This window comes from Sediminicoccus rosea, assembly GCF_033547095.1.
GTDB lineage: Bacteria > Pseudomonadota > Alphaproteobacteria > Acetobacterales > Acetobacteraceae > Roseococcus > Roseococcus rosea.
Genome location: NZ_CP137852.1, coordinates 3313434 through 3326560, shown reverse-complemented (window position 1 = coordinate 3326560; position 13127 = coordinate 3313434). Strand labels below are relative to the sequence as shown.

The 13127-nt window shown below is 63.9% G+C and carries 10 protein-coding genes and 1 tRNA gene; 8 read left to right on the top strand and 3 right to left on the bottom strand.

What is annotated here, in order from left to right:
* Positions 1-113 precede the first annotated feature (113 nt).
* From R9Z33_RS16055 to R9Z33_RS16020, 8 genes are all read left to right on the top strand, one after another.
* A complete protein-coding gene (locus R9Z33_RS16055; protein WP_318647587.1) occupies positions 114-848 on the top strand; it encodes an ImmA/IrrE family metallo-endopeptidase in 735 nt (244 codons plus the stop codon).
* On the top strand, positions 845-1126 hold the full coding sequence (locus R9Z33_RS16050; protein ID WP_111470928.1) for a helix-turn-helix domain-containing protein: 282 nt from the start codon (positions 845-847) through the stop codon (positions 1124-1126). Before R9Z33_RS16055 ends, R9Z33_RS16050 begins: the two co-directional genes overlap by 4 nt.
* Positions 1123-1812, top strand: a complete 690-nt coding sequence (locus R9Z33_RS16045; RefSeq protein ID WP_318647586.1) for a hypothetical protein — start codon at positions 1123-1125, stop codon at positions 1810-1812. Before R9Z33_RS16050 ends, R9Z33_RS16045 begins: the two co-directional genes overlap by 4 nt.
* A 249-nt stretch (positions 1813-2061) precedes the next feature.
* The gene (locus tag R9Z33_RS16040) at positions 2062-2559 is read left to right on the top strand and encodes a DUF2924 domain-containing protein (protein WP_318647585.1); all 498 of its coding nucleotides are present in this window, start codon (positions 2062-2064) and stop codon (positions 2557-2559) included.
* The gene (locus R9Z33_RS16035) at positions 2556-3908 is read left to right on the top strand and encodes a recombinase family protein (protein WP_318647584.1); all 1353 of its coding nucleotides are present in this window, start codon (positions 2556-2558) and stop codon (positions 3906-3908) included. The genes R9Z33_RS16040 and R9Z33_RS16035 overlap by 4 nt, the downstream gene beginning before the upstream one ends.
* Positions 3905-4315 carry a hypothetical protein gene (locus R9Z33_RS16030; protein WP_318647583.1) on the top strand — a complete coding sequence of 137 codons (411 nt, stop codon included), beginning with the start codon at positions 3905-3907 and terminating at the stop codon, positions 4313-4315. The genes R9Z33_RS16035 and R9Z33_RS16030 overlap by 4 nt, the downstream gene beginning before the upstream one ends.
* Positions 4316-4493: 178 nt before the next feature.
* Positions 4494-5504, top strand: coding sequence for an AAA family ATPase (locus tag R9Z33_RS16025; RefSeq protein ID WP_318647582.1), 1011 nt, complete (start codon positions 4494-4496; stop codon positions 5502-5504).
* A gap of 51 nt (positions 5505-5555) precedes the next feature.
* Entirely contained in the window at positions 5556-8099 is a 2544-nt protein-coding gene (locus tag R9Z33_RS16020) for a S8 family peptidase (RefSeq protein WP_318647581.1), read from the top strand.
* 124 nt (positions 8100-8223) lie between these two features.
* Here R9Z33_RS16020 and R9Z33_RS16015 read toward each other — a convergent pair whose 3' ends face one another.
* The 3 genes from R9Z33_RS16015 to R9Z33_RS16005 form a co-directional block, all read right to left on the bottom strand.
* Positions 8224-10854: a DEAD/DEAH box helicase gene (locus R9Z33_RS16015; RefSeq protein ID WP_318647580.1), complete on the bottom strand. Its 2631-nt coding sequence runs from the start codon at positions 10852-10854 to the stop codon at positions 8224-8226.
* 10 nt (positions 10855-10864) lie between these two features.
* Positions 10865-12415 (bottom strand): site-specific DNA-methyltransferase, encoded by a 1551-nt coding sequence (locus R9Z33_RS16010; protein ID WP_318647579.1) that lies wholly within the window; start codon positions 12413-12415, stop codon positions 10865-10867.
* A gap of 574 nt (positions 12416-12989) precedes the next feature.
* Positions 12990-13064 (bottom strand) — tRNA-Gly (locus R9Z33_RS16005).
* Between the last annotated feature and the right edge of the window lie 63 nt (positions 13065-13127).

The following is a 13127-nucleotide window of genomic DNA, read 5'->3' as shown; positions in this document are numbered from 1 at the left end:
CACCCATGCGGGAACTGCTCCCTCAGCCGATCGCCTGTGGATATCGGGGATGGGCGAACATGAGGGGAACAATGCTGTTGACCAATCGCACAGCAATTCGTCATGATCCCGGCATGTCCATCACTGTTGAGTACCCGCATCACGCCGCTTCGGGCGCGCCTCGGCCGTTGTCGGCCCAGACCCTCTGGGCGGTCGCGGCGCAGGTGCGCCGCCAGGCCATGACCGAGCCTGGTGGATTCGCGCTGCCGCTCGCCGCACTGGTCGGCGCCACGCGGACGGTATCGGCGAATGGCCGGGCTATCCTGGTCGCCTGGGAGCTCGACCACCCCGTGCATGATGGTACCGGAGCGGCGGTGCTCGGCGTCTGCGAGACGGATCCCGACATGCCCGGCACGGCGCTGGTCTCGGTGAATGCGCGCATGGTGGCCGGCCGGCCGGACCTGGCAATCAGCACCGCGGCGCACGAGCTGGGCCACGTGGTGTTCGATGTGCCTGTGGCACTCGGCACGCCAGCGCGGCGGTATCGGTCAGTGACGGCCGGCCCGAGCGCGCTGCTCGATCGGACCACAGCGGCCTCCGAGCGTCGGGCGAATGAATTCATGGGTGCGCTACTCGCTCCCCCGGTGCAGCTCCACCTCCGGATGCTTGTGCACGCGCGGTCCGAGCGGCTGCGCACGGTGCATGCGGCGCATCGGGGACGGCAGGGCAGCCGCGTTTTGGCCGCCGACAACCCGCCCGAGGTGATCGAGGGCGTGGTCGCCGCGCTGGCGGGCGACTTCGGCGTATCAGAGCGCTTTATCGCCGTACGGCTGAGCCGCTACGGCCTGGTTCAAGGAGAGCAACGGTGAGCTTTGGATCGGTCATCCGCGAGCGACGGACTGCGCTCGGCATCGGGTTGAACGATTTCGCGGAGCGATTGGAAATCTCGGCGGCCTATTGGTCGCGCATTGAGCGCGACCAGGAAAATCCGCCCCGCGACGAGCTGATAGAGCGTGCCGCCGCCATTCTCGGCGTGCGGATGGATGATCTGTTCGTCGAGGCGCAGCGACTGCCGCCCGACATGCGGAAGGATATGGCCAAGGTTGTGCAAGCGTATCGGCGGTTGCGCTTTGTCGGGAAGGGATGAACGTCGTGGGCGGCCGAATTGTGAGGAAGCCCTGCTACGGGCTGGCCGAGGTCTGTGAACGTTGGGGCGTAAGTGAACTCGACATCGCCAACTTCGCCATCGCTGGCGAACTGACGCTATCGATCGTGGTGGCGCAGCTGCCGCTTGAAGATGGCAGCGTCGAGGAAGTGGATGATGGACATTTCGTCGACATGCCGGAGCGCCGCTTCCGGTTCACCGGGACGCTGGATCTGTGGGCGCACGACGCCTGGCACGTGATGATGACGGGGACGCACGGGGTGAGCGCATTTCGCACGGAACCGGGCATGTACCGCAGCCTCTGGGTGCCATCGGATGGGGAGGAGCAGTTCCTTGTGCCTCGCGAGCGGCTGGTTGTTCGGCATGCTGAGCGCGAGCGCTTCGAGGCAGAGCAAGCAGCGACGATAGTCTCGACGGCAACCGTGCCTGTCGTCGCCCGAAATGGCCAGCGCGGGGCGCCGCCGAAATATGACTGGGACGAGTTCTACTGCGAGCTGGCGGTATCGATGCAGATTGACGGCTTCCCAGAAAGCCAAGCAGCCATCGTCCGGCGCATGGTGGAGTGGTTCGCAGCCCGTAATCAGTACCCAGACCAGAGCACCATCAAGAAGAAAGTCGCTTTGCTCTGGCGGCGTTATCACGAGGCTTTGGCGCGCATGCCCGCCTGATTGGGACGGATCGCCGCCGAGGCGGGTAGGGCTAAGTATGAAGCCATCGCCCGTGGGACTGAACGCTCACCTTCCGCCGCACCTCCGCGAGGTCTGCGGCATCCTGGCTAGGGGCCTGGTGCGGCTGCGCAGCCGCGCTGCCGAGGATGATGCGCGGGATGAGGAGATAGCTCGGGGGGCGGGAGACGTTCGCCTTCACTCCACTGGCAGGCAGCGCCTGCATGCGAACCCCAACAGGAAGGGACTCGCATGACCAGACGATCCACCGCCGCGGCCGCGCCGGCACCCACCATCCCGAAGATCCCGCCGACGCAGGTGCTGAGCCGCCTCGCCGCGCTGCAGGCTGCGCCCACCGCCATGCTGAAAGACCAATGGCGGGAGCTGTTCGGCAAGGAGCCGCCGCCCTGGAATCGGGCCTACATCCAGAGCCGGCTGGCCTATCGCATCCAGGAATTGGCCTATGGCGGGCTGAAGCCCGAGACCGTCGACCGGCTGGTGGCGCTTGGCGAACAATTGGATGGCGGCAACGTCGTCCTGCGTCGCATCCGCGCCGATAGCCGCCCGCTGGCCGGCACCCGCCTGATCAGGGAATGGCAGGGCGTGCGGCACGTGGTCACCGTGCGCGTCGACGACTTCGAGTTCGAGGGGCGGCCGTATCAGTCGCTCTCGGCAATCGCGCGCCACATCACCGGCACGCGGTGGAACGGCTGGACATTCTTCGGATTGCGCGCGCGGGGTGACGCATGACCCGGCGCGCCCGCATCGAGCCGGCCATGCCGGCCACCACGAAGAAGCTGCGCTGTGCGGTCTACACGCGGAAATCCACCGACGAGGGGCTGGAGAAGGAATTCAACACCCTCGACGCGCAGCGCGATGCTTGCGAGGCATACATCACCAGCCAGCGGGCCGAGGGGTGGCTGCTGGTCCGCGATCGCTACGACGATGGCGGCTTCTCTGGCGGCACGCTGGAGCGGCCGGCGCTGCAACGCCTGCTTCGTGACATCCAGGCCGACCTGGTCGATGTGATTGTGGTCTACAAAATCGATCGCCTCAGCCGCTCGCTGATGGATTTCGCCAAGCTGGTGGAGGTGATGGACGCGCATGGCGTGACCTTCGTGTCGGTCACACAGTCGTTCAATACGACCACCAGCATGGGGCGGCTGACGCTGAATATCCTGCTCAGCTTCGCGCAGTTCGAGCGCGAGGTCATTGGCGAGCGCATCCGCGACAAATTCGCGGCCTCCCGAGCCCGTGGCATGTGGATGGGGGGCAAGGTGCCGCTCGGCTACGACGTCGTAGCCAGGAAGCTGATCGTGAATGAGGACGAGGCGCCGCGGGTGCGTCGGGTGTTCGATATCTTCGCCGAGACGGGCTCGGGCATGGAGACGGTGAAGCGCCTTCGAGAGGAAGGCCTCACCAGCAAGGTGGGCCGCCCGCTCGACAAGGGCGATGTCTACAAGCTGCTGAACAACCGGACCTATGTCGGCGAGGCCGCGCACAAGGGAAACATTTATCCTGGCGAGCACCAGGGCATCGTGCCGCGGGAGCTGTGGGACCGGGCGCATGCCGTGCTCCAGGTCAGCCCGCGGGTCCGCGCCAACCAAAGCCGCGCGCAGACGCCGGCGCTGTTGAAGGGGCTGATCTTTGGCACCGACGGTCGGGCTTTGTCGCCGTCCCACGCCAGAAAGAACGGCCGCCTCTACCGATACTACGTGGCGCAGCGCGTGCTGAAGGGCGACGCCGCCGGCGACGACACCATCGTGCGCCGGGTATCGGCAGCGGAGATCGAGGCGGCGGTGGTCGATCAGGTGCGGGCTCTGCTGCGGCAGCCGGAGATCGTGGTCGGCACCTGGCGGGCGGCGCGCAGGGAGGCGCCGGACCTGACAGAGGGCGAGACGCAGGATGCGCTCCATCGGCTCGACCCGCTGTGGGAGCACCTATTTCCGGCGGAGCAGGCGCGGATCGTGCGGTCGCTGGTGGAGCGGGTGGTGGTCGGCCCGGCTGGCGCGGACATTCGGCTGCGGCTGGACGGGCTCGGCGGCCTGGTCCGCGACCTCGGCGCCATCGCTCCCGATGCGCTGAGGTCGGCAGCATGACCACGGCGACCAGCATCACGGTCCGGGTGCCGCTGGCGATCCGCCACCGGCCAGGGCGGAAGACCGTCGTGACGCCGATGACGGATACCGTAGCGCGGGTCCCCACGCGCGCCGACCCGGCGCTGGTGAAGGCCCTGGCGCGGGCGTTTCGGTACCAGCGGATGCTCGATCAGGGGCGCTACGCATCGGTGACGGAGATGGCTGCGGCGGAGAAGATCGATCGCGGGTACCTTGGCCGCCTGCTTCAACTCACGCTATTGGCGCCCAGTGTTGTTGAGATGATTATCAGTGGACGGCAGCGAGATAACATAACGCTACCGCGGCTGGCGGAGCCGCTTCCGACACTGTGGGCAGAGCAGCTTGATGTGCTCGCCGCTTCACCATCGGGCGACAGAGGATCGCCTTGAACCCCGCCTCTAACTCGTCCGCAGCCCAACCGCCACAGGCGTACTGCTCTTGGGAGATATCCGCAGAATCTTGGCATGATAGCGGACGGTGGGCTATTGATTTACTCACCTACGTGCCACGTCAAGTGCTAACAGATTCTCGGGCTGAATCCCGGGCATGCGAAGGAGGGAGGCGCGAATGTCGACGAAGCATCTGCTTGCTCTCCTCAATTCGCATATCGAGGGAGATGACGAGCAATTCCTTTCGATCGCGCTACAGGTCGCCGCGCAAGAGGCTCGGCAGGGGCGGCCGGAGGAGGCGGATAGGCTGAAGCGCCTGGTCCAGAAGGCTCGGGATCAGCAGCGCAGTGGTCGGCCGGCCAGCGGTCAGACGCCAATCCCCCTCGCTCGCCCACGCGGTGAACTCCAAGGCTTGGTCGAGACCGGCTACCCCAAGGTCTCTCTTGCCAGCATGGTCTTGTCAGACGGCGTCCGCGAGCGCCTGACCCGCGTGGTACGGCAGCAGCAGGAGCGCGCGACTCTTCGGAACCACGGGCAGGTTCCGACCACGCATATCCTGCTTGTTGGTCCGCCTGGGACTGGCAAGACGATGACCGCGTCGGCGTTGGCCGGCGAGCTGCACCTGCCACTATTCACCGTCCGGCTCGAGGCGTTGTTTAGCCGTTTCTTTGGTGAGACGGCCGGGAAGTTGCGCCTGCTATTCGATCAGATCGCGCAAACGCGGGGCGTTTACCTTCTCGATGAGTTCGATGCGATCGGTGCGCGCCGTGGGGATTCGAACGACGTAGGCGAAATCCGCCGTGTCCTCAATTCTGTGCTTGCTTTCATGGAAGAGCCCAACAGCACGGACAGCCTTGTGCTCGCGGCGACCAATCACGTCGAGATACTAGACGAGGCTCTCGCTCGGCGTTTCGACGAAGTCATCGAATATGGGCTGCCGGACCAGTCGGCCGCACGCGCCATCCTGGAACGGCGCCTAGGTAGTTTTAGGCTGAGTGCCCGCTCCTGGCCGACGATACAGCCCGCCCTCGATGGCTTAAGCCAGGCTGAACTCGTGCGTGCCGCCGATGCAGTCGTCAAAGATGCCATCCTCGAAGGCGCGACCAAAGTGTCGTCGGATGCGCTTGGGCAAGCGCTTCAGGACCGGCAATCCCTGAAGAGCAAGTTCCGCCGCCAAGCTGGCCATTAGGTAGGGCGCTGGCCGGACGGATGGGACACAGAAGCTCGAGGTTAGGGTTGCATGGCGGAGCCTGAAGATTACGGCGCGAGAGATCGGCCGCACGTTTCAATCGACACGTTCCGCGAAGTAACGCAGTACAGTTTTCCTAAGCGTTCGCAGGAGCGCAAGCCCTTGCGCTCGGACTACGCAAAGCATTCCAGGGCGCTTCTCGACCAGTTGTCTCGGGCGCTGGGGAGTCTGCCTGCACCAGCGGACGACCTACGACTGCAGGTCGCCGGGCTAAAGCCGGGCACCGTGGTCGAGTTGTCGACGCTCCCCCCTGCCGAGGCCTCGCGCTCGAAGGCGGCAAAGGTTCCGGCAACGCTGGAATTCCCTGCGCAAGACATCGTGGTGCTACGGACCGATCGGAAGGACGACAGGACAGAGAGCGCGCTGCTGTTCGTGCCCGACGAAGCCAGAGGATACTTGCGGGACCGCATCGCCGAGTATGGGCGCGATCCTGGCAATGCTCCGCGGCCGGATGTCGACCGATTCGAGGTCGTCGAAACGATCACAGCCGCTCCAACCCAATCGCTTTTTGTTGGTGCGGTCGATTTCGGTGCGCAAGAGTTGGTCTGGTGGGAGATCTGGATCCTCGGCGGGCCGGGGCGGGCTGAGCGGGTGGCCGTTGTGGCGCGCGGGGCAAACCTCGACGTCCACGCCGACCGCCTACTATTTCCAGACATGACGGTCCTGTTCGTTCATGCTGCTGCGGGCGCGCTTGGGGCATTTGCCGAGCACGTACCGGGGGCGATCAGCGAGGTCCGGCGGGCGACCGGCACCATCGAGGCTTTCCTCGATCGGGGCGGGAGCGGGGTCGGGCAACACGACTGGGTCGCCGAGCTTGCAGAGCGTGTCGTAGCAGCCCCAGACGCCGCGCCTGTGGTCTGCACACTTGATACCGGCGTCGCGGCCGATCACCCGCTTATCGTACCCGGCCTCAAGGGTGCTTGGGCCTATGACGCGGCCTGGGGAACGGATGACCACGCCCCGGATGGTGGGCACGGCACTGCCCTCGCAGGCATCGTTCTCTATGGCGATCTCGATCCGCACATGAATGGGACGACTACCGTGCCGCTTACCCACGGCGTCGAGTCGATGAAGCTGCTGCCGCCGCGAGGTTTCCCGGCTACAAAGCCGCCGAGCTACGGGGTGGTGACTCAGGGCGCAGTGGCCCAGGTTGAAATCGAGCGACCTGGTGTCAAGCGGGCGTTCTGTCTTGCGACATCAACGACCGATTTTCCGCCGAGCCGGCCCTCCAGTTGGAGCGGGGCGCTCGACCAAGTCGCGGCCGGCTCAATGCCGGGCGACGCGGCAGATGGGGTGCCCGCATCCGACGCGCCCAAGCGCCTTGTTCTGGTCGCCACCGGCAATGTGTCCGGCGGCCTGAAGGTCGATGTCGTTCAGTTGCAGCCGCTCGAAGACCCGTCGCAGAGTTGGAATGCGCTGACGATTGGCGGCTTCACGCGCAAGGAGCCTGCGCCGACGCCACCACCAGCGTTGGAGCCCGTCGTACCAGCGAACCACCGCAGTCCCTTCAGCCGAGGCTCGCAATCACTCCCCGACGACCTGACGCCGATCAAGCCGGAGGTGCTGTTTGAGGCCGGCAATATGATGTCGGACGAAACTGGCTTCTGCGGTTGGCATCAGGCCGCGTCGCTGCTTGCGCCGGGCTCTGCTGTCGCAGTTGAGCCGCTGGTCCCGTTCTGGGCGACCAGCGCCGCGGCCGGTCTGGCTGGCAACTTCGTCGGTCAGCTCCAAGCGGCTCTACCTGAGTTGTGGCCGGAGACCCATCGTGCACTGACAGTGGATTCAGCCGCTTGGCCGCAGCCCATCCGCAAGCAGCTGATTGGCCGGGGGGCGCATTGGAAGACGGGCTCGAAGGCTAAAAAGCAGCAGATCCTGCGTGAGATGGGCTACGGCGTTCCTGACGTCGGGAGAGCAATCCTGTCGGCGCGCAATGAGGCAACCATGGTGGCGCAGGCAGAGATCCAACCTTTTGCAGTCGGCGCCGACGGCCGGACAGGCGTCTATAACGAGATGCACTTTTACGACCTGCCTTGGCCGAAAGCCGCCTTGGAGCAGCTCGAGAACGAAATTGTCATGATGAAAGTGACGCTGTCCTATTTCATCGAGCCGAACCTGACAGGCAGGGCGGCGACACGCCCAGATACGTACCGCTCCTTCGGCCTTCGCTTCGCGATGAAAAAGCGCGGAGAAACAGCGGTGGCGTTTCGCGCCCGCGTTAATGCCGCGCAGGAGAGCGACGGGTCGGCAGCTGAAACCGAAACAGATTACTGGCTGCTGGGACCCAAGGCGGTGCAGGCTGGATCGCTCCACTGCGACCTATGGCGGGGCTACGCCATTGATCTGGCCGGGCACGACTCGATCGCAATTTACCCTGTGGGCGGTTGGTGGAAGTCACACATCGGTCAACGACGTATGGAAGACAGGGGCCGTTATGCACTCGTGATTTCGATTTCGGCGGCGGGACAGGCGGTAGACCTGCACGCCGAGGTGGCGAACTTGGTGCAAGTGAAGGAGGTCGAGGCGCTGATCGGCTAACCACGGCAGATTGGCCTGGCCAGACCGAGGCTCCAGCTTCGTCTGGTCGTAGTGCATGCCACGCGAGCTGGATTGCTGCCTCTCGTAGGACGTCGGCCGGCAATGCCGAAACCGACCGGTGCGATCAGGTCTTAATCTTATCTGACAGCTGCGTGCGCACGTCTCTCGCGGCCGCCGATTTCTCGACGACAATGAACAGGGCCCGACCCTGGCTTTGGCGTTCCCACAATTCCCCGATGAGGCGCTTCTCATTCGTGTCTGCCCCATCCGCCAGATGCGCGCCTTTGTACTCGACCACCAGCGTGCGCCCGTCATCCAACATGGCGACGAAGTCAGGGTAGAACTTGTCGCTGGCCGTCGGCAGCCAGAACGAGTTGGGATGGCGCGCGACATTTCTGATCCAGAATTTGACAGTCGGCAGACTGTCGATGGCCTGCGCGCATTGAAACTCCTCGCCATCCTCCGTACCGTCGAAGGCGGGTAGGTTGTCAGCGCCCAGGAAATGCTTCCGCGGCCGCCAGCGGCCCCGATAGCGGCGTTGGTCCCAATACATGCCCTCCTTGAACGTGAAGGCGTCATCGAAGGAGACACCCACCTTGGCCTCGGGCGCGAAGAGATAGCGTTGATAGACGCCGTTGCGCTCCTGCTGGCGAATGGCAGCCAGCTTCTCGCGGACCTTGCGGGCAAGGATGAATTTGCAGCGCATCAGCGCAGCGATGTGCATCCCACGCGTGGTGATCAAATGCGCCACAAGGTCACGCAGCCATCGAAGGAGCTCGCCTTGGTGAATATCCGGCTGTCGCGCTTGCCGGTCGAGCCAGAGCACCAGCGCCTCAGGCGTCCAGCCGGCTACGTCGATGTCGAGCGCGAGCTGCTCCTGCTCATCGGCGAACTGGTAGGTGATGCGATTGCCGTCCAGGTCGATTTCGAAGCTGCGAGCGGTCTCACGGATTGCGAACTCACCCTCCGCCATCCGCGGCGAATGATCGAGCAGCGACCAGTCACGGAACTCCATGAAGACGTCGGTGTCCGCGAATTCCAGCTTGCCCTGGATCTCCGACACCAGGCGCGGAACCGCGAACGGCTCCTGCATCTCGGCGGGTGACAGCAGTGCCTGTGCATCGGCACGGAATGCGGCGACGGCGTCAGCAAATCCCTGGCGGGCCGTCTCAGGAAGCGTTTCCGCAATTGCCTTTTCGCGCGCGGGATCGAGAGGCCCGGAGACGGCGATCTCTACCTGTCCGCCTTCCTTCTCGTGGATCGTGACGCCTTCGTGCTGCGTCAGCGCGGCGATGACCTCGGGCGCCGCGCTCAGTTTGTGCCGCAGGGTAGGTCGTGGCCGCTCCTGTGGTCCGAACAGGGTGGTCGGGTCGCCAAGGTCTGGCTGAACCGGGGCGATGTTATCCTTTGCCTCGTCCTCTTCGAAGCCCATGGCGACAAGCTTGTCAGCGAGGGTTTTCGCCGCCTCGCCAAAGGAGGGCTCGGAGAGGAAAGCATAGGCCCTGTTCAGCGCATCCGCGCGCCGGCGCTTCGCATAAGGCATGCGCAGCACCCGGCCCAGCAACTGCTCGACGTCCACGGCGCTCTGGATGCGCGACACTGAGCAGAAAACGTAGGCGAACGAGCAATCCCAGCCTTCCTTCAGCGCCTCGACGGTGATGACGTATTCAATGGGGCAATTGCGGTCGAAGAGGTCGAGCCCGTCCAACTCACGTTGATCGCCGGTCGCCACGGCGATCTTCGCTTCTGGAATCTGCTCCACCTCCATCAGGTGCTTCTTCAGCGCCGCGACCGTGACCTCCTGGTTCTTCGGCTGGGCCTGGAACAGGATGATGGGACGAATGTAGTCGGCATCTGTCTCGGCCGCGGCGGCGAGCGACGCGCGCGCCGCGATGGCGCCGTTCACCGCATTCTGCCAGGTGTCATGTTCCTTGAGCATGATCGGCAGCTTGATCATCTCCTCCAGCTTTAATTCCTGCGCCGTGACGCTGTGCAGGATGTTGGAGTTGAGACGCGGCGTCGCTGTGAACTCGATGATGGCCGAGGGGTTCACACGGGCCTGCATGTCCCGCGTGAGGCCGGTGACGGCGTTGTGCGCCTCATCCACGATCATCAGCGGCCGATGGATGTGCATGAGGTTGGCGAAGGAGAATTTGACCCCACCATTCTCCAGCGTCTCCAGACCGGGCAGCGTTTTCGGCAGCCCGGTGAAGTGCGGCTCCATATCCTCGTTGTGAGCATAGACCTTCCGGCCCTCGGTGTTCTGCACGCGGAGCGTTTGGATGGTGCCCACCACGATACAGCAATGGTCGCGAATATCGTGCGGTCGGATATTCGCGAAATCACCGATATCGAAGACGCGCACGCGGCCGGAAAAGGCTTCGTCCATGGCTTGGCGATAGGGGTGCCGTGGGTTCTTGAGGGCCTCGGCGGTTTGCAGGCGGATGGTGTTGGATGGCACCAGCCACAGCACCATCGGGTACTCTTTTTCCACCCAGGCATCGCGCGCGATGCTGATAGCGTGGGCTCCCAGGATCGTCTTGCCGCCGCCTGTGGGCAGCCGCAGGCAGACATAGGGCGCGTTCGGCAGGGCTTCGAGTGCCGTATAGGTCCCCCCATAGCGGCCCAGCCGCTTCGCCTGGTCTGGCTCCTTGGTAAGCGCCTCGTAGGCCTGCTTCGGCCCTGCCACGCGGGCTTCCTCGAAGAAGCGGCGGAGGATGGAGAGAGTACCGGTCTGGTATTGCTTCAACTTCATGAGATGCCCCTCAGGCCCGCGCTTTGATGTCGTAGGGCGTCTGCTTGAAGGTGATGCGCTCACGATCGAGGGTTGCGGGTGTCAGCCGGGATTGCTCGCCATAGATGGTGAGCGGATAGGCTGGGCTCTCCGCGGCGAAGTTTGGATGGACCTGGGCGATCGCATCCCGGATCAGCGCGAGGGTAGCTCGAGTCAGGACATTGCCTGCACCCGGCCGCTTGTCGCCGAGGATGCCGTTGTAGAGCAACGCGAAGGCTTGCCCCCCGTGCAGGCCCAGGAAAGGTGAATTGCCATTCCCATCCCAGGGTCGATTGGTCTCACTGAACCAGACATGGGCCGCGAGGATGGGGAAGCGGATATCCTGGCGGATATGGCCCTCCGCATCGAAGACGGGCGGGCCGAGCCGGTAGAAGCGGAACCCGCCGCCGCCCTGCCAGCCTACGCTGCTCGAAACCCCGCCTTGCTCGGCGTCGATGACTTTTCGCAGGCGGGGCACGCAATGGGTGACTGCGTGATCCCCCATTTCGATGCCAATGTAGCGCCGGCCCATTTTATGCGCGACGGCCGCGGTCGTGCCGGAGCCAAGGAACGAATCGAGCACGAGGTCGCCAGGGTTGGTGGCGATGTGAAGGATACGCTGCATGAGGCGTTCGGGCTTTGGCGTGCCGAAGGGCGACCCATCCTCAAACAGCCGGAGTATCTCCCGTTTCGACTCTTCATTCGTGCCGACTTCTTCAGCAAGCCATAGAGACATCGGCACCAAGCCAGCTTCTTCCCCAGCGAACTGCTTTATGCGTGGGCGACCGGCGCCATTGCGCGGAAAGTAGACCCGGTTCTCCGCTTCGTATCTACGGAATACTTCTTCAGTGGCACCCCAGCAGCGACCGCGAGGTGGTTCGTGCCGCTCGCCATTCGGCCCCTCAATCACATACATCTGGTTTGGCCGGTATCCCTGTGCGGAAAAGGGGATCGATCGCCATGGACCGCGTGGGTCAGCATCCGGGTTCGAGAAACCATTCAGATTGGGCGAGAGGGGGTTGCGGATTGCTTTCCATTCGATCGGCGGCATTTTGCCGTAGGCAAGAATAGTATCGTGAGCTTGACCGATTGCAGCGCGATTTTCACGGGAGGTCCGCTTCTGCCATATAACTTCTGCGAGGAAGTTCCGGCGCCCGAACACCTCGTCCATGATGACTTTGAGGTAGTGCCCCTCATTGTCATCGATCGACACCCAAATCGAGCCGTCTTCGGCCAACAGATCCCGAAGGATCTCAAGCCGGGGCCACATCAGCGCCAGCCATTGAGTGTGCTCTAAATTGTCGTCGTAATGCTCAAACGCGGAGCGCGTGTTGTAGGGCGGATCGATATAAACGCATTTTACACGGCCAGAATAGAATGGCAGTAGCGCCTTCAGCGCATCGAGATTGTCACCCTGGATCAACATGTTGCCGCTATCCCGCTCACCCGCGGACAGGTCAGGCACTTCCTCCAGCAGGCGATAGGGGACGCGCTGGGCTGAGCGTATGTCTTCGTCTCGGGTCAACCAGTTCAGAATCGGCATCCGGCACCATCACGCGTTTCAAGTCCCGTCTTCGCGCAGGATGCCGCCCGTTGCCAGACGCCACTACCTCATTTCGTCACCGCCGCATTCGCTCCACCCCAGGCTCCCGCCATAGCCAGCCGAGATCACAGCGCATCATCGGGTCGCCGGGTCTCTGCTGCCCTGAACGGCTTTCCGGCGTCTTGAGCGCGGCCGCCACCGCACGGACCCGATTCGAGCTTTGGTCGCGGCCGCGGTGTCTTGCCTCTGAGCGCCGGCATCGGGTGGTCCAGCAAGCGGCGGTCGTGGGCGTTGACCTCATGATGAACGATTTCGCGCTCCCAGGCACGACCGGTATGCGGTCGCCATGCGCAACCAGGCGGCGTTCCTCAGCCGACAAATGTCGCAATTTCAGGGGCTTGATGCTGTAGACTCAATCGCCCAAGTACCGAGCTTTGGAGACCTTCGCGCCTCCGGAGAGCGATTTTCGGGATCGTTGCGTTCTCCAACCCTCAAGCCAACGCGGCAAAACCCCAGGAAACCTGCGGTTCAGGACGCTGTCAGCGAAAGATAACTGTGAGGTTAGAAAACCGACTGGAGCGGGCGAAGGGATTCGAACCCTCGACCCCGACCTTGGCAAGGTCGTGCTCTACCCCTGAGCTACGCCCGCCCGCTCCGTGGGTGAGTGTTTTGCACGCATCGCTGGCCCTGGCAAGCCCACCCCATCATGCTC